The following is a 17029-nucleotide window of genomic DNA, read 5'->3' on the forward strand; positions in this document are numbered from 1 at the left end:
TAAAAACTTGTGAAATTCTTACCCTAAAAAAGTTTCTTTTCTTTTTTAAAAGTATGACAATACTCATTACTGATGCTTTGTGTTTTCTTTAAATTTGCAAAGAAAGAAAATAATAAATAACCCTTAAAACCACATCATTATGCCCAAAGGTATATACAACGTTCCTGCCGTAACTAACGAGCCAATTTTATCCTACGCTCCTGGATCTCCAGAAAGAGCTGAATTGCAAGCAACAATTAAAAAAATGCGTTCCGAAGTGATCGATGTGCCTATGTACATTGGTGGTGAAGAGGTTCGTACGGGCAATTTATTTGCAATGACTCCTCCTCATGATCATCAGCATGTATTGGGGCATTATCACCAAGGTGAGAAAAAACATATCCAAATGGCTATTGATGCTGCTTTAGCTGCAAAGCCAGCTTGGGAAGCTATGGCCTGGGAGCATCGCGCTTCTATTTTCTTAAAAGCTGCTGAGTTAATTTCCGGTCCTTACCGTCAGAAATTAAATGCGGCTACTATGTTGGGACAATCGAAAAATGCATTTCAGGCTGAGATTGATTCTGCTTGTGAAATTGCTGATTTCCTTCGTTTCAACGTTCAGTACATGACTGATATTTACAAACAACAACCGATATCTTCAAAAGGAATTTGGAATCGCGTAGAGCAACGTCCGCTGGAAGGATTTGTATTTGCTTTGACTCCTTTCAACTTTACAGCTATTGCCGGTAACCTGCCAACAGCTCCTGCTATGATGGGTAACTGTATTGTTTGGAAACCATCTAAAACTGCTGTTTATTCGGCTAAGGTTTTAATGGAAATCTTTATGAAAGCCGGTGTTCCTGCCGGTGTTATCAACTTGGTATATGTATCTGGTCCTGCTGCTTCTGAAGTATTATTTAATTCTCCGGATTTTGCAGGTATTCACTTCACTGGATCAACAGGTGTATTCCAGGACATTTGGAAAAATATTGGTGAAAACATCCATAAATTCAAGTCTTATCCACGTATCGTAGGTGAAACCGGTGGTAAAGATTATATTTTCATGCACCCGACTGCTCCTGCTAAAGAAGTAGCGACTGCAATCACCCGTGGAGCATTCGAATATCAAGGACAAAAATGTTCTGCTGCATCCCGCGCTTACATTCCTGCAAGCAAGTATGAGGAAGTAATGGCGTTTGTAAAAGAAGATTTGAAAAAAATTAAAATGGGTGGAACTGAAGACTTCACCAATTTTGTGAATGCAGTAATTGACGAAGCTTCTTTCAACAAATTATCTTCAGCTATCGACGCGGCAAAAGCTTCTCCTGATGCAGAAATCGTGGCAGGTGGTACTTACGACAAGTCGGTAGGTTATTTTATTGCTCCAACTATTATCAGAGCTTTAAAACACGATTATATAACTATGGAAGAAGAGCTGTTTGGCCCTATCCTTACCATTTTTGTATACGAAGATGACAAGGTAGATGAGACTTTGGATATCCTTGATAAAGGTTCAATGTATGCCCTTACAGGTGCTATCTTTGCTGATTGTCGTTACGCTATTGAAAAATTAGTGAAACGTTTGACTCATACAGCAGGTAACTTCTATATTAACGACAAACCAACCGGTGCTGTTGTTGGACAACAACCATTTGGTGGCGGCAGAGGTTCCGGAACCAACGATAAAGCAGGCTCTATGATCAACCTATTGCGTTGGGTTTCTCCTCGTACAATTAAAGAAACATTTGTTTCAGCTACAGATTATATGTATCCTAACTTTTTAGAGGATTAATCTTATAAAGATGAGATATCAGATGTAAGATTTGAGAAGAAAAACTTCAGCAAATCAATCTTTTGATAATAAAATTGAATAAAACGACCGGAGTTCTCTTCGGTCGTTTTTCATTTACTTAGCTTTCATCGAATCAAACTTCCTACTCTTTTACATTTCACCCCTCCTACTTTCAGACTTTCACATATTCTTTGTAATTTAGCATGCAAATAGAAACAAAATGAATCAGAAGAAAGCACAAATTATAATTCTCAGAATTGTACGTAACAAATACGTAATCACTTTTCTGATCTTTTATTTTTGGCTTTTCTTTTTCGATCAACACTCTGTTTGGGAACGAAAAGGAAATGAAGATACTATTGAATCCCTTGAAAAAGAAAAGGCTTACTTTATTGAGAAAATTGAAACAGACAAGAATCGGATTCACGAGCTGAAAACCAATCGTAAAAATCTTGAAAAATTCGCCCGCGAACAATATTTAATGAAGAAAAAAGGCGAAGATATATTTATCATGATAGAAGAAGAATAAAAGAAAAGACGTTGCAGGCAACGTCTTTTCTTTTATTCATGATTTTTCTCGTATTCTCTGTAAATCTCCAACAACTCTTTCGCTGAATAAATCCCTTTGGTTTCGATACCAAGATCGATGAGTAGTTGTTTGGCACAAACAACAATGCTCTCCTCATCAATAAATTGTTCGTGAACATTATTCAGGTATTTCAGTACTTTAAAAGCATTAAAAGCCCCAAAGAATTTCTTTCGAAATGATTCAACACTGGAACAGTTTCGGTTAATTTCCTCCAAAGCTTCAAAGAAATTATCCTCTTTTAAATAGGAACGTACGGGACCTGGAAGATCAACAATCAATTTATTTAAATAAGTATCGTAATCAACACCAAAAAAATCATCAGCACGATCAAAAAACTTTTTCACATCCTTAAAAGCAGAGTAATTGTAGGTTTTGTAATCGATAATTCCTTTTTCCATAAAGGTGGAAATGGCTTTGCCTGTTCCAAATGGAACCCGATCTGACTCTCTTGGTGAAGGAATTACCCGGGTGGTTTTAATCTCATAGAACTTACCCAAAGCAATAATTTTCTGCAGAAAATAAAAATCTTCACCTGCCTGCCGGCGATTCATTCCACCTTGCATGATATAAGCTTTCGCCGTAACAGCAAAACTGGAACCTACCGTATGAAAGGCGTGCGGATGACCGGCATACCGCATGGCCAACATGTAATACCGCAGGTAAAGTTCGTACTGAGCAATGGCATCATAAATTGGCTGATCGAATTCTGTTCCCTCCAAAGGATGTTCGTAAAATATGTTAGCTCCATTCGCCTTTGGATGCTTTTTGAACATCTTCTCAATCTCAACAAAATAATTGGCATCACATCCCGAATCGGCATCAAAACCAGTAATAATTCCATTTGGTTTGTCAATTTTATTGAAACGGCTTACCGCCTCATCCATCGCAATTTTTCGCGCCAAACCAACTCCTGCAAATTTCTTAGGCAAATTTGGCTGATGAATTAAATAGAATTTCAACTTCTCATCCTGATGATCAGCCATCCAGTTCGTTGCATCAGCAATGGTTTTCTCATTTTGTGCAAGTATTTCTTTGCCGGCCAACTCTCCTGAATTCACAATTACGATTACTTCTGCATTGCAATCCGGACGTTCGCAATTCCACAAAGCCTCTAAACCTGGAATCAAATCAGGCTCATAAAAGCACGGAATAGTAACAATAATATTTAGTTGTTCCGAAGCTATATCTTTAATATAATCGGGATACAGACGTTGTTTTTTCAGATAGTTATCAGCAAAAGCCATAGTTTTATTTTAGAGTTGAGAATTGATAGTTTCTCCATGGAAACTAATCTTCATTTCTCAATAAACAGCAATTTAAATTTCAGTTCTTAAGATGTCATTTAAAATCTTACATCTTAAAAAAAACAAAGATATAAAAAAGGGCAGATAGCTTGTGTAGCTGATCTGCCCTTAAAATATTTTGTTGTTGAAATTTACTTAGCTGCAGGTTTGTATCTGCTGTTTAAACCAGTAATTATTTCCGCTGTAATATCTAATCCATCCTGAGAAAGAAGAACATTTCCTCCTTTTGTTGTACTTAAAATTAAGCTGTAATTATGAGCAGCATTGTATTCTTTCAAATAGTTGGTAACACTATCGAATAATCTTTTGCTGTTTGCCTGTTGTTCACCCATTAATTGGTTTGAAAGCTCACGATCCAATTGCTGTAAATTCTGTTGTTTTCCAATCAATACACGCTGAGCTTCTTCAGCTCTCTCGCGGCTTAGGAATCCACCATTTTGAACTTTACGTTGAAACTCACCTGCTTCTTTCTCCAATTTCTGAGCCTTGAAGTTAAAATCAGTTCTTGAATCTTCCTGCTTTTTAAGAAATTCCTCATTCAAATCACGAGAAAAATTATAATTAGTTAGCAATGAATCGGTGTTAATATAAACAACTGCACCTTCACCTGCCACCGATTTTACTTTTTTAGAATCTGCTGACGAATTAGAAAAATGAAGTACATAAAGAATACCAACTGCTACAATTAGTACCGCATTTAAAACAATAGATAAATTTTTCATAGGTATTTTAAGATTTAATTATTCAAGATTATTTTCCGATCAGTTGAAATTTTGGAATCAGAATAAAGATTTCATCTTTATGAGCATCTGAAATACAAAAGTCATTGTCGGTAGTATTTATTTTTTTTTGATTTTGCCTAACAAATATAAGCTTAAAAAGGAGACTAAAAAATACTGTGACATCAAAATTCACATTCGGGAATCCTTGACAAACTTAAAATATTGAAATAATAATTGCTGATAAACATCATTCTTTTATTTTGGAATACTATTTACATTGATCCCATAAATTAACCCGAATAAACAATTTAAAAACCATCCCAATGTTTAATAAATTAATCGCAGCTACCCTGCCATATATGCCTAAAAAGCTGGTTTGGATCTTTTCTAAAAGATACATTGCCGGCGAAACCATCGAAGAAGCCATTAATGCTTCAAAAGAACTAAATAAAGAAGGTATTAAAGTTACCGTAGACCTTTTGGGTGAATTTATCGAAGATTTAAGTCAGGCAACTGAAAACAAAGAGGCTTACATCAATATTATTGAGGCTTTTCAGGAAAATAAAATTGATGGTAACTATTCAGTAAAACCTACCTTTTTTGGTTTGTTAATTGATGAAGAAGTTTGCTATCAAAACATCCGTACTGTTGTAGCTAAAGCTGCAGAATATGACAACTTTGTACGTGTAGATATGGAAGATTCTCATTGTGTGGATAAAGAAATTAAACTTTTCAGAAGATTAAAAGCAGAATTCCCGAACAATGTTGGCTTAGTAGTTCAAGCTTATCTAAAAAGAACTTTAGATGATTTAAGTAATATGATGGACATGCAAAACGGCAGTTCAAAATTGAATTATCGTCTTTGCAAAGGAATTTATGTGGAGCCGGCAGAAATAGCCTACAAAAAGTACGAAAAGGTAAATGAAAACTTTATTAAGGGGTTGGAATTCATGTTCCAAAACGATGTTTATCCTGGAATTGCTACTCACGATAAAAATGTAGTTGAACCCGCTTTTGAATTGATTGAAAAATACAATGTTCCTAAGGATAAATATGAATTCCAAATGCTTTATGGAGTTACTCCTGAACTTAGAAAAATGATTACAGACAAAGGCCACACCATGAGGGTTTACGTTCCTTTCGGAAAAGATTGGTTCGGATATTCTACCAGAAGACTGAAGGAAAATCCTAAAATGGCTATGTTAATTATAAAAGCTTTATTTAACAGAGGGTAATAACACTCTGGTTTTGGCAATAAAAAAGCGGTGAAATATCACCGCTTTTTTTTTATTCTTTTTTCTTTACACCGTACTTATACATTTGCTTTAAGGTTGTTATCTCCTTATCTGTTATTAAGTTATCGGGAATCTTCAATTCTCTTTTTCTCTTCATCCGCTGAACCTCAGGCAAAGTTCTTGCCACACTAACACCTACCATCATATCCGGAGGCACCATTACATGATGCTCATTCATAATAATATGATTTTTCACCAACATGTCCGTATTGGCCTTTGCATCCATTTTTTCGGGTTGTTTGGTAAGTGCTTCGTAGGTGGCTGAATTGATATTGTTTTTAGCCCGAACATATTCCGGTGTATTCACCTTTGCATTGATAAATGCTTCTCTAAAGTCACCAAATCGAGGCAAAATAAGAACTTCTTGCAGAGCAATTGTATCCTTTGCCATAAACACGCCAAACAAATAAGAATCTTGTTTCAGACTATCACTCACAATAATCTTTACATCATGATATCCTACATAGGTATATTGAATGGTATCGCCGGAGTTTACCCAAAAGGAAAACCTTCCAAAAGAATTGGTAGTTCCTGCTCTTTTATCATTTACCCGAAAATGAGAATAAGGCAAAGGTGATAATTCTTCCTGATCCATTACAGCGCCGGTAAAAAAGATGGAATCACTCCTAACTTTTTGTGCACTAATATTCTCTGCCATCAGCAGAAATACGAGTACAACCAAACAACTTACAAACGTTTTTTTCATATGATTATTATTTTATGTTTTTGCCATATGGAACTTACCATGCTGAGATAATCATCTCCCTGTGTGTCAAAACACCCTTGTCATGGACGTTTCATATTCTATTTTTTCTTACAGATTACCTACTATCAGATCCTCTAATTTTCGCTTTGGAACATGATGAACCTGATTTTCATCCCGCCAATATTTTATATCTCCGTTCTTCATTTCATCAATTACAACCTCTTCCTTAGGTTTTCCTAAAGCCACTACCTGTATAATTTTATAATTCGAAGGAACCTGCAACACTTCCCGCAATTCCTTTTCTTTAAATGCACGAATGATACAACCACCAAAACCCATTTCTACAGCTCCAAGCAGTAGGTTTTGAACTGCAATTCCATCATCGCTAAAATAATTCTTTCCTAATTCTTCATCGTTCAACATGATCACATAAGCCACCGGTCTTTCCCCTTCTGCAGGGCCATCCCAATCCGACAGATAACCAGCCCATGCCAAAGTTTCAAATACTTGCTTACGTTTCTCAGCACTCAGCACAATCTGATATTTAAGTGTTTGTCCGTTTCGGCCGGATGCACCCATCCTTGCCAAATCAATCCATTGCCGAATATTTTCTAAAGATATTTGCTCTTCCTCATAAAACCGTCGGTAACTTCTGTTTCGTAAAATAAGTTCTTTTAACATTTGATAATTGTAACTATGATTCAGTTGATTTTTATTCGTCAATTAATAACTTCCCTGTTCCTTAAATTAAGAGAATTTTCCCTATCGATCAAGGAAAACTCAAATCATTTTAGGATGTAAAGGAATACTCAAAACTACATAATTTTTAAAACAAAATTAATTTAACAGGCAACTACCTAATAATGAAAAGAAAGGAGGTTCCTCTTGAAAATTTGAGTCAATCCTTATTTGAATTATTACCGAAATCACAACCGGTCATATTATGCAATAAAAAAAGCGGTGATATCTACTATGCAGATCACCGCTTTATTTATCATTTACTTACTTTACAAATCATTATATCGTTTTTCAATCACTTCCCAATTTACCAAATTCCAGAAGTTCTCAATATATTTCGGACGTGCATTTTGTGTATCCAAATAATAAGCATGTTCCCAAACATCCATTGTTAATATCGGTGTCATTCCATCGGTAATAGGGTTGCCTGCATTATTTTTCTTCATGATTCTTAGTTTATTATGAGAATCAGCGGCCAGCCATACCCATCCTGATCCAAACAAAGTTGCTCCGGCTTTCGAAAATTCTTCTTTAAATGCAGCAAACGATCCAAATGTCTCGGTAATCGCATTAGCAAGTGCACCCTTAGGTTCTCCTCCTCCATTTGGACTTAAGGCCATAAAGTAAAAGGTGTGGTTGTATACCTGTGCTCCATTATTGAAAATCCCGCCTTCGGAGTGCCGAACAATTTCTTCCAAACCAGCTTTTTCAAAAGCAGTTCCTTTAATTAAATTATTCAAATTGGTAACATAGGCCTGATGATGCTTTCCGTAATGAAACTCTAATGTTTTTTGACTAATTGAAGGTTCAAGCTCATTTAAAGCATAAGGTAATTCGGGCAGTTCGTGTATCATAATTTCGTTTTTTTGATTTAGTATACAATTTCACAATAATTCTTCACAAAACCAATAATTAACAATACTAAACTAAAAGACCGGCTTTCAAAAGAAAGCCGGTCCCAAAATCAAAAAAACAATAAACAAAACTAATCCTGAAAGCGTTTAGCCACTTCCTCCCAATTAATTACATTCCAGAACTCCGAAATGTAATCAGGTCGTTTATTCTGAAACTTCAGATAATATGCGTGTTCCCAAACATCCAATCCTAAAATTGGTGTTCCTTTTACTTCTGCTACATCCATTAACGGATTATCCTGATTTGGAGTTGAACTCACAACAAGTTTGCCGTTAGATTGTTTCACCAACCAAGCCCAACCTGAACCAAAACGAGTAGCAGCAGCTTTGGAAAATTCTTCTTTAAACGAATCAAAAGATCCAAAATCTTTTTCAATTGCAGCTAATAATGAACCTGAAGGTTTTCCTCCTCCCTTAGGAGACATTACCTGCCAAAATAAATCGTGGTTAAAAAACCCGCCTCCATTATTTCGTACAGCAACTGATTGCTTTGAAATGTTCGCTAATATATTCTCTATACTTTGCTCTTCAATATCTGTTCCAGCAATAGCAGCATTCAAGTTATTTGTATATCCTGCATGATGTTTCGAATGATGGATCTCCATTGTTCTTGCATCAATGTGTGGCTCAAGAGCATCGTAAGCATATGGTAACTTTGGTAATTCAAATGCCATATTTCGTATTTATTTTAAATGTAATTACTATCTGTTTTTTTAACACTAAAACAAAGCTAATTTTTATCTGGATTAGATCCAAATAAATTAAAGACTTTTTTGTCTTTTATTTTCAACACTCACCAAAGCCTGTCAAATAAAAGATTTTTAGTTACTTTCGTGTCTTAACTATTCTCAAAATTCTTTCGTGAACAAACGGATTCTAAAAATAGCGCTTCCAAATATTGTCAGTAATATTACTATTCCTCTGCTTGGCATTGTTGACCTGGCCCTAATGGGACATTTGGGAAAAGTCGATTTCATAGGTGCAATAGCCCTTGGTGGAACCATATTTAATTTTCTTTATTGGGGATTTGCTTTTTTACGAATGGGAACTTCAGGAATTACGGCGCAAGCATATGGTGCAAGAAATCTAAGTGAAACCATTCTATCCTTATCGAGAGCTCTTCTTGTAGCATTAATTGGCAGTATTTTCATATTAATTCTCCAAAAACCAATTGCCGATTTAAGTTTTTATGTAATTGACTCGGAAGAATCGGTTGAAACAATCGCAAAATCATACTATTACGTTAGAGTTTGGGCCGCTCCGGCAACTATTGGCTTGTACGCCTTAACAGGATGGTTTATTGGAATGCAGAATTCTAAAATTCCAATGGTGATTGCCATTATCAGTAATGTTATCAATATTGCTTTGTCGTCATTCTTTGTTTACGGAATGAATTTAGATGCCCGGGGAGTTGCATTAGGAACTGTTATTGCCCAATATTGCGGTTTATTTCTGGCTTTGTTTTTTATCTTTCGTTTTTACCGCCGGCTGTTTCGTTACTGGAGCATTCTAGGAATGATGAAAATTAAAGAATTGAAGAACTTCATTGCCATTAATAAAGACATTTTCATTCGAACACTCTGCATTATATTCGTTTTCACATTTTTTACAACAGAATCGGCAAATACCAACAAGAACATATTGGCAGTAAATTCACTACTGCTTCAATTTTTATTCATATTTTCCTACTTTATGGATGGCTTTGCCTTTGCCGCTGAGGCATTAGTGGGAAAATTTATTGGAGCTAAAAATCAAACCGGATTGAGAAGTGTAATTCGTCTTCTTTTTATTTGGGGAATTGGAATCAGCCTTGCCTTCACATTTTTTTATGCTACAAGCAGTAATTGGATATTATCTGCATTAACAAATAATAAATCGACAATATTAGAAGCACAAGCCTACATAAAATGGATTGTATTATTACCATTACTAAGCTTCGGCTCATTTTTACTCGATGGAATTTTTATTGGTGCCACAGCCTCTAAGTATATGAGAAAGACAATGATGGCCGCAACTCTATTTGTATTTATACCTTGTTACTATTTTCTGAGTGAAACTTTTCAAAATCACGGATTATGGATCGCCATGCTCGGATTTATGCTGGCCCGGGGAGTATTTCAAACACTATATTACAAAAAAGCAATCCTTCTTAAATTTAATTAATCTGCATTCAAAACCCCGGCTAAAGTACTTTGCAAAGCTTCAGTTAATTTTAAAACCTCATCTTCCTCTATTTTATATTTTTCACTTGCCTTTTCAAGACGGTCGACCACATAGAAAAGCTGAATTAATTTCACTTTCTCTTCCAAACAAACATACAATACACTCGCTCCATCCCGACTCATTACATCGGGCTGATTTTTTTGATACATACGCGATATTGAAAACAGGTTGTTAGGAATTGAATTGCAGCTGATACCACTCACTTTCCTATATTCAATATGAAATTCAGGTAGCCGCAGATTGTTTTCCAGAATTTCATTTGTAAACGGATATTCATTCTTATTTCGTATCCCCAAATCGAATACAGAAGAAAATGCTTCTTCAGTTTCAAAGCCCAAATCACCAAAGTAATCATCAATTAAATTGATTACAATGCCCGATTCAAGCTGATCTTTTAATGAAAAACACCTTCCCAAATGAATAACAACATCATATTTCCTGAAATTTAAAGCTTTACACAAATAATAGGAGATAACACTCCCTCCCGTACCCGAAATAAGTATATCCAGGTCTTTATCCTGATACTTAAAACGAGCATAGTTTTTCCCTAAATTTTCAACCAAAACCAGTTGACTAATAAAATTTTGCATGGCCGAAAATGCGCCAGCAATTATCAAAATCTCCATTGATGCAAGAACTTAGCCTAAACAAAAGCTTCGAAAAGTTTGTTATATAGGTGAAATTTATACTTATTTTGCAAGTCAAAAATGTGACTTAAATTAAAACACTAAATACAGATGGAATTTTCAACCAACGGAGACACTAATAAAGGTTTTACAAAAATAGAAAAATACAATCAGGATACTACTGAACAGTTAATGTTTCACTATAAAAAAGTACTTGAATTATTAGGAGAAGATGCCGAACGCGAAGGTCTTTTAAAAACACCCTTACGGGTTGCCAAAGCAATGCAGTTTTTAACGCAGGGATATCACAACAATCCTGAGGATATATTAAGATCTGCCATGTTTCAGGAAGACTATCGTCAAATGGTAATTGTTAAGGACATTGAAGTTTATTCTATGTGCGAGCATCATATGTTACCATTTGTAGGCAGAGCACATGTTGCTTACATTCCCAATGGTACCATTACCGGATTAAGTAAAATTGCCCGGGTTGTAGATGCTTTTGCCCGCCGTTTACAAGTTCAGGAACGTTTAACCACTCAAATTAAAGACTGCATACAAAACACCCTGAATCCACTAGGTGTTGCTGTAGTTATCGAAGCTCAGCACATGTGCATGTCGATGCGTGGAGTTCAAAAACAAAATGCAATTACTACGACCTCTGATTTTACCGGTGCTTTTGAAAAAGTAGCTACAAGAGAAGAGTTTATTCGTTTAATTGCTAACAAATCAAACTACTAATTAGTTAATTGATTCATAGGAATCAAAGAATTACCAATTTACATTGTACTTATGAAAATTGCACATTGTAAATTGAATAGATATCTTTGTGCCCGGAATATTTTTAAATCTTACCATGATAATCAATTCATTGCTATTAAAAAAATACGAATGAATTGAAATTTATTAATTGAAGAAGAATATGAAAGCATATGTATTTCCAGGGCAAGGAGCCCAATTTGTTGGTATGGGAAAAGACCTGTACGAAAATTCAGACCTTGCTAAAGAGCTTTTTGAAAAAGCCAACGATATTTTAGGTTTTAGAATTACCGATCTAATGTTCGAAGGAACTGACGAAGATTTAAGACAAACAAATGTTACACAACCAGCAATCTTTCTGCACTCAGTAATCTTAGCCAAAACTCTTGGCGATGATTTTAAACCAGAAATGGTAGCAGGTCACTCTTTAGGAGAATTTTCTGCTTTGGTTGCTAACGGATCATTATCGTTCGAAGATGGTCTTAGATTGGTTTCTCAACGTGCTTCAGCAATGCAAAAAGCTTGCGAAATTGAGCCTTCAACTATGGCTGCAATCATTGGATTAGATGATGAAACTGTAGTGAAAATATGTGAGGAAATTAATGAAATTGTTGTTCCTGCTAATTTCAACTGTCCTGGTCAATTGGTTATTTCGGGCAGTATGAAAGGGATCGAAATTGCTTGTGAAAAATTACTGGAAGCTGGAGCTAAAAGAGCGCTTCCGTTAAAAGTTGGTGGTGCATTTCACTCTCCATTAATGGAACCTGCACGTGTCGAGTTGGAAGAAGCTATTGAGAACACAACTTTCTCAACTCCAATTTGTCCTGTATATCAAAACGTAAATGCCTTGCCAGTATCCAATCCTGATGAGATTAAGAAAAATTTGGTTTCACAGCTAACTGCTCCGGTACGTTTTACACAAACCATGCTTAATATGATTGCTGATGGTGCAACATTGTTCACCGAAGTTGGTCCTGGAAAAGTAATTCAGGGATTGGTGAAAAAAGTTGACCGCAAAATGGAAACTGCTGGAGTAGATTCATTTCAAGGATAAAAATTACAACTGATAAAAAAAGCCGTTTCAAAACTTATTGAAACGGCTTTTTGCTATTTATAACTTATAACACTGGTTTGTTTTTTACCATCCATTAAAATTTCCAGAGGTTCTTTAAACCGAACATGTTTAAAATAATGGATCTGCTCAACAAGTTTTTGCGTGTCTAAAATTTCAGTATTCACAAAATTTTGTTCGGTATTACTTCTTACCGAAAAATATCCAACATTCATAGAAGTTACATTGTGAAAGAAATGAGACCCTAAGGAAGCATCTAAAGGAAAATCTTCCAACCCTTGCTCCACAATTACCTTTGCATTGGATATTTGAGACCAAAGCACAGGAATACCGGTAAACTTATCTCTTGTTCCCCAACGGCCAGGACCGATCAACACATATTGACGATCCATCTCTCTCATTTTCTGATTTAATTTCTCAATCTCAAGAGCCATCTCTTCAGTTTTGGTACGATCAAATTTTTCAATATCCATGTAAATTACATCACGAACATGATCTATTTTTCCGTTACCCATGCCTTTACTTGCCAGTAATACAAGCTTATCCTTATCAACTAAGGTCATATCTATATCAATACTCATCTCCTGACGAATCAAAGGTTTGATCTGTAAAAGCTGGAAAGTAGGCAAGTCATTTTTCCCTTTTGAAAGATCAACGGCAAACTCAATTTCAACAGGAGCTCCCATTGCTTGTTTAAAAATATTCAGAAGTACACTCAAAGCATGAGCAACAGGAACCTGATTGTATTTCAAAATATTTGCAAAATTTACAACCCGTGGGCCCCGCAAATTCAAATCCGGTTCCAATCTATCGTTCTGGTAATCGTAAACTGAAGCGCAATGTAACAGATTCCCATCCTTTTCAGCATCTGCAAGTTCATATTTTATCGTAACAGCATCTTCACCGTCTTTTAAAAGATTAACATCATCTTTTTCCATATCGATCGCATAAAAATATTTCTGCGAATCTTTCATTTGATCTTCAATTGAAGCCAATTGCAATTTTGGGTGTTCCGGGCAAAAACGATGCGTTTTTTCCCCTCCTACAACATATTTACCCAACCCAACAGCTATCACTGCAAAACCATCCTCCGGTTTCATGTAAGAAAAAGGATAGTAGTTGTATGATTGTGCTACCCCACTGATATTTGGATAATATCTGCCATTGGATTCCTGCCCTACCACTTCCTGAATAATTACAGCCATTTTTTCCTCTTCAATTTTATAATCAACCGCACTAAAATAGGATTGAGCCTCGGGCGAAAAAATAGAAGCGTAAATAAGCTTGATTGCCGTTACTAATTGACGAAACCGCTCCCCTATGTCAGGATGATTATTTGGAAGCAAATAAGTAGCATAAACCCCTGCAAATGGTTGCATTAAAGAATCCTCAAACAAACCAGATGAACGCACAGCTAATGGACAAGTCATTTCTTCAAGATAATTTAGAAGCCTTTCTCTTAATTTATCAGACAACTCACCTTTCGCAAATAAATCACGTACCTTTTTATAGTTTTTATCGAGATAAATCTTGTTGTAAAGATTATTCTTCTCAATAAAGTTATCATATTCATCAACTCCAATAATAGCAGTTTTAGGAATCGATATATTAATATCCTTAATTAATTTCGCAAAATAAATATTCTCTATAAAATTACTCAGAAAAGCCAGGCCCCGCCCTTTCCCTCCCAAAGATCCACGTCCCAAACGAACAACATAATGATTTGAATTAACGATATTAGGTCTGAATTTAATAATCCGGCCCCGTAACTGTTTTATGCGTGAGGCTTCAAATACATCCAAACAAAATTTGCGTAAATCTTTTACCGATTTAAAATCCTCAATCTGATATCTTCTTAACTTTTTAGCAATATTAATTTCTCCTCTGGCCATTAACCATGTCGAAATTCCATTTCTTTTTGAATGGAAAAGAAGTGATTCATCCGGAACGTATTTTAGCTTTTCTTCAAACTCTTCCATAGACTTTGCGATAGCCACTTTAGTTCCACTTTGATTTCTAAAGACAAAATCACCAAAACCAAGTTTCGTGTAGATAAAGTTATAGATATCCAAAGCCAAAGTATCACTGTTCTTGTTAATAAAATCTGCATCAACCTGCATGGCACGAATTGCATTATCAGTATCATGCGATTGCATTAAACATGGAATTTTCATGTTTTTTTCCTGCACGTATTTAATCAGATCCACACCAGAATCATCATCCAATTTCCCATCCCTCGCAAAACGAACATCAGAAATTACACAAAGCAAGTTTTCCAAATAATTATCGATAACTTCAACTGCATCTTCATAAGTACTCACCAAAATGACTTTAGGTCTGGCGCGCATTTTTAAAATCTTATGCATTTCGTCAATATCCCCTTCATCCGATATCACTTTTTGGGTTTGAGTCATTACTGATGTGTACAGCAATGGCAGATATCTGGAATAATACTTTACTGAATCTTCAACCAATAAAATGACTCTTACATCTCCACTCTTTGTATCGGGTTCCAGATTCATTCTATCCTCAATATACTTGGTCATGGCCATAAAAATCTTGGTGGAACCATTCCAAACAAAAACCCGATCAATATTGTTCTTAATCTTATCTGCCGCTCTGTCAAAATAAGCCAGGTCGCTATTGTTATTTACCAAAACCAAAACAGGAATTTCGGGCTGAACCCTTTTTATTTCCTGACTTAATTCCAAAGGGGATTGCTTGTCCAAACCAGCCATTAAGATGACAACATCATAATTCCTGTTTTTTAAGGCATCCAAGGCTTCATCATTAGTGGCTACACTCGTAAAACGTGGTGCCGCATATAAATTTAATTGCAGATATTCCCCAACAATTTTATCAGAAAACTGGCCTTCCCTAACAATTGTATAAGCATCATAATAGGTCGCGATCAAAAGAATCTCCTTCACTTTAAAAGGCATCAATTCCTGAAAAATATCTCTATCACTCTTTTTCCGTTTATATATCTTGGAAATCGAAACTTCTTCCATGCAAATTGGTATTTATGTTTTTGTTGTTTGTATTGTAAAAATACAAAATAATATAATTTTCCGGTTTTGAGTTCTACCTTTTCCCAACAAGTACTGATTTCATTTAAAATCAATTAATGAAAAGGAAAATTATCTTTTTTATTCATTATTCGCTAAGAAAATGATGCCGAAAATACTAAAAAACAGGAATAAAAAACAAAGAGGAAACTTATGGCTTCCTCTTTCAATGTATTGATAAATTAAATATTCCAGACTAATTATTTAACTTCCCAAGTATCTCCGCTATTAAGCAGGTCATCCATACACTTAATTGATGATACCGCTTGTACATCTTTAATTTGCCGCACCATTTTTTCTTCATAAGAAAGCGCTGCAACATCTCTAATTACGCCAAGTGCAACAGGATACTCCGGAGCTGACATATTTGATAATAGCCAAGCCATATGAGGATCAGGATTGTGAGCATCATGAATTAAAATGTCCTGCTCTGTAATGCCAAATTCACCAATTGTAACAACAATTAGTTTGCCATTACCTCCCAAAACTAATCCCTTGTTTCTATCCTTTCCGAAAACCATTCTCTCTCCGTGATGCAAAATCAACTGAAAATCATCCTTTGTTTCCTTATCAGTAATCAAAGCATGTGCTCCATCGTTATAAATCACACAATTTTGAAGGACTTCAATAATAGATGTTCCTTTGTGTTTTGATCCTGCCAAAATCAATTCTGTGGTCAATTTAATGTTTGTATCAATGGATCTGGCATAAAACTTTGATTGAGCACCCAAAGCTAATTCGGCAGGATGAAATGGTTGTTCAATTGTTCCGAATGGAGAGGTCTTGGTGATCATTCCTTGCTTCGAAGTGGGTGAATACTGACCCTTTGTAAGACCATAAATCTCATTATTAAAAAGAAGAATTGTCATGTCAATATTACGGCGAATAGCATGAATGAAATGATTCCCCCCAATTGCCAAAGCATCCCCATCTCCTGAAACTTGTAATATTTCAAGATCCGGATTCGCTGATTTTACACCCGAAGCAACCGCAGCAGCTCTTCCATGAATTGTATGAAAACCATAGGTATTCATATAATACGGAAAACGGGATGAACATCCAATTCCCGATATTACCGCGAACTTCTCCTTGGGAATGTCCATGGCAGCCATTGCTTTTTGAACCGAATTCAACACTCCATGATCTCCACACCCTGGACACCATCTTACTTCCTGATCACTTTTAAAATCTTTTGGAGTTAATTTCACAGGACTATGTGATTTAAGAATTGTATCTGTCATG

Annotated in this window: 15 protein-coding genes; 6 read left to right on the forward strand and 9 right to left on the reverse strand. The window is 35.6% G+C overall.

Annotated elements, in window-relative coordinates:
* The first annotated feature begins 139 nt into the window (after nt 1-139).
* Together pruA and ACKU4N_RS17240 are read left to right on the forward strand one after the other, a co-directional pair.
* Nucleotides 140-1771, forward strand: coding sequence for an L-glutamate gamma-semialdehyde dehydrogenase (gene pruA, locus ACKU4N_RS17235; RefSeq protein ID WP_321318464.1), 1632 nt, complete (start codon nt 140-142; stop codon nt 1769-1771).
* Between the two features lie 220 nt (nt 1772-1991).
* Nucleotides 1992-2300 carry an FtsB family cell division protein gene (locus ACKU4N_RS17240; RefSeq protein WP_321318466.1) on the forward strand — a complete coding sequence of 103 codons (309 nt, stop codon included), beginning with the start codon at nt 1992-1994 and terminating at the stop codon, nt 2298-2300.
* Nucleotides 2301-2332: 32 nt separating this feature from the next.
* On the opposite strand, the gene ACKU4N_RS17245 is transcribed toward ACKU4N_RS17240, so the two are convergent.
* Both ACKU4N_RS17245 and ACKU4N_RS17250 read right to left on the reverse strand, forming a co-directional pair.
* Nucleotides 2333-3604: a glycosyltransferase family 2 protein gene (locus ACKU4N_RS17245; protein ID WP_321318468.1), complete on the reverse strand. Its 1272-nt coding sequence runs from the start codon at nt 3602-3604 to the stop codon at nt 2333-2335.
* A gap of 191 nt (nt 3605-3795) precedes the next feature.
* The gene (locus tag ACKU4N_RS17250) at nt 3796-4386 is read right to left on the reverse strand and encodes an OmpH/Skp family outer membrane protein (protein WP_321318470.1); all 591 of its coding nucleotides are present in this window, start codon (nt 4384-4386) and stop codon (nt 3796-3798) included.
* A 323-nt stretch (nt 4387-4709) separates the two neighbouring features.
* Here ACKU4N_RS17250 and ACKU4N_RS17255 point away from each other — a divergent pair, with 323 nt between their 5' ends.
* Nucleotides 4710-5621: a proline dehydrogenase family protein gene (locus tag ACKU4N_RS17255; protein ID WP_321318472.1), complete on the forward strand. Its 912-nt coding sequence runs from the start codon at nt 4710-4712 to the stop codon at nt 5619-5621.
* Nucleotides 5622-5673: 52 nt separating this feature from the next.
* On the opposite strand, the gene ACKU4N_RS17260 is transcribed toward ACKU4N_RS17255, so the two are convergent.
* The 4 genes from ACKU4N_RS17260 to ACKU4N_RS17275 form a co-directional block, all read right to left on the reverse strand.
* The gene (locus ACKU4N_RS17260) at nt 5674-6387 is read right to left on the reverse strand and encodes a peptidase associated/transthyretin-like domain-containing protein (protein WP_321318473.1); all 714 of its coding nucleotides are present in this window, start codon (nt 6385-6387) and stop codon (nt 5674-5676) included.
* Nucleotides 6388-6495: 108 nt separating this feature from the next.
* Nucleotides 6496-7068 (reverse strand): nitroreductase family protein, encoded by a 573-nt coding sequence (locus tag ACKU4N_RS17265; protein ID WP_321318475.1) that lies wholly within the window; start codon nt 7066-7068, stop codon nt 6496-6498.
* Between the two features lie 326 nt (nt 7069-7394).
* Nucleotides 7395-7979, reverse strand: a complete 585-nt coding sequence (locus ACKU4N_RS17270; RefSeq protein ID WP_321318477.1) for a superoxide dismutase — start codon at nt 7977-7979, stop codon at nt 7395-7397.
* A gap of 131 nt (nt 7980-8110) precedes the next feature.
* A complete protein-coding gene (locus tag ACKU4N_RS17275; RefSeq protein WP_321318479.1) occupies nt 8111-8713 on the reverse strand; it encodes a superoxide dismutase in 603 nt (200 codons plus the stop codon).
* Between the two features lie 187 nt (nt 8714-8900).
* On the opposite strand from ACKU4N_RS17275, the gene ACKU4N_RS17280 reads away from it, so the two are divergent.
* Entirely contained in the window at nt 8901-10202 is a 1302-nt protein-coding gene (locus tag ACKU4N_RS17280) for an MATE family efflux transporter (protein WP_321318481.1), read from the forward strand.
* Here the strand turns inward: ACKU4N_RS17280 and ACKU4N_RS17285 are convergent.
* Entirely contained in the window at nt 10199-10888 is a 690-nt protein-coding gene (locus tag ACKU4N_RS17285; protein ID WP_321318483.1) for a nucleoside phosphorylase-I family protein, read from the reverse strand. The two genes, ACKU4N_RS17280 and ACKU4N_RS17285, sit on opposite strands and share 4 nt — an antisense overlap.
* Before the next feature lie 111 nt (nt 10889-10999).
* Here ACKU4N_RS17285 and folE point away from each other — a divergent pair, with 111 nt between their 5' ends.
* Together folE and fabD are read left to right on the forward strand one after the other, a co-directional pair.
* Nucleotides 11000-11629 (forward strand): GTP cyclohydrolase I FolE, encoded by a 630-nt coding sequence (folE, locus tag ACKU4N_RS17290; RefSeq protein WP_124992364.1) that lies wholly within the window; start codon nt 11000-11002, stop codon nt 11627-11629.
* Between the two features lie 181 nt (nt 11630-11810).
* Nucleotides 11811-12701: an ACP S-malonyltransferase gene (gene fabD, locus ACKU4N_RS17295; RefSeq protein ID WP_321318485.1), complete on the forward strand. Its 891-nt coding sequence runs from the start codon at nt 11811-11813 to the stop codon at nt 12699-12701.
* 53 nt (nt 12702-12754) lie between these two features.
* Here the strand turns inward: fabD and ACKU4N_RS17300 are convergent, their stop codons facing one another.
* Nucleotides 12755-15730 carry a PEP/pyruvate-binding domain-containing protein gene (locus tag ACKU4N_RS17300; protein WP_321318487.1) on the reverse strand — a complete coding sequence of 992 codons (2976 nt, stop codon included), beginning with the start codon at nt 15728-15730 and terminating at the stop codon, nt 12755-12757.
* 257 nt (nt 15731-15987) lie between these two features.
* Nucleotides 15988-17028, reverse strand: a complete 1041-nt coding sequence (locus ACKU4N_RS17305; protein ID WP_321318489.1) for a 2-oxoacid:ferredoxin oxidoreductase subunit beta — start codon at nt 17026-17028, stop codon at nt 15988-15990.
* Nucleotide 17029 lies beyond the last annotated feature (1 nt).

Source organism: Labilibaculum sp. (assembly GCF_963664555.1).
Lineage (GTDB): Bacteria > Bacteroidota > Bacteroidia > Bacteroidales > Marinifilaceae > Labilibaculum.

What these genes read in the sequence shown, in the direction of transcription:
- pruA (WP_321318464.1), top strand. Translation starts at nt 140, where the DNA reads ATGCCCAAAGGTATATACAACGTTCCTGCCGTAACTAACGAGCCAATT.
- ACKU4N_RS17240 (WP_321318466.1), top strand. Translation starts at nt 1,992, where the DNA reads ATGAATCAGAAGAAAGCACAAATTATAATTCTCAGAATTGTACGTAAC.
- ACKU4N_RS17245 (WP_321318468.1), bottom strand. Translation starts at nt 3,604, where the DNA reads ATGGCTTTTGCTGATAACTATCTGAAAAAACAACGTCTGTATCCCGAT.
- ACKU4N_RS17250 (WP_321318470.1), bottom strand. Translation starts at nt 4,386, where the DNA reads ATGAAAAATTTATCTATTGTTTTAAATGCGGTACTAATTGTAGCAGTT.
- ACKU4N_RS17255 (WP_321318472.1), top strand. Translation starts at nt 4,710, where the DNA reads ATGTTTAATAAATTAATCGCAGCTACCCTGCCATATATGCCTAAAAAG.
- ACKU4N_RS17260 (WP_321318473.1), bottom strand. Translation starts at nt 6,387, where the DNA reads ATGAAAAAAACGTTTGTAAGTTGTTTGGTTGTACTCGTATTTCTGCTG.
- ACKU4N_RS17265 (WP_321318475.1), bottom strand. Translation starts at nt 7,068, where the DNA reads ATGTTAAAAGAACTTATTTTACGAAACAGAAGTTACCGACGGTTTTAT.
- ACKU4N_RS17270 (WP_321318477.1), bottom strand. Translation starts at nt 7,979, where the DNA reads ATGATACACGAACTGCCCGAATTACCTTATGCTTTAAATGAGCTTGAA.
- ACKU4N_RS17275 (WP_321318479.1), bottom strand. Translation starts at nt 8,713, where the DNA reads ATGGCATTTGAATTACCAAAGTTACCATATGCTTACGATGCTCTTGAG.
- ACKU4N_RS17285 (WP_321318483.1), bottom strand. Translation starts at nt 10,888, where the DNA reads ATGGAGATTTTGATAATTGCTGGCGCATTTTCGGCCATGCAAAATTTT.
- folE (WP_124992364.1), top strand. Translation starts at nt 11,000, where the DNA reads ATGGAATTTTCAACCAACGGAGACACTAATAAAGGTTTTACAAAAATA.
- fabD (WP_321318485.1), top strand. Translation starts at nt 11,811, where the DNA reads ATGAAAGCATATGTATTTCCAGGGCAAGGAGCCCAATTTGTTGGTATG.
- ACKU4N_RS17300 (WP_321318487.1), bottom strand. Translation starts at nt 15,730, where the DNA reads ATGGAAGAAGTTTCGATTTCCAAGATATATAAACGGAAAAAGAGTGAT.
- ACKU4N_RS17305 (WP_321318489.1), bottom strand. Translation starts at nt 17,028, where the DNA reads ATGACAGATACAATTCTTAAATCACATAGTCCTGTGAAATTAACTCCA.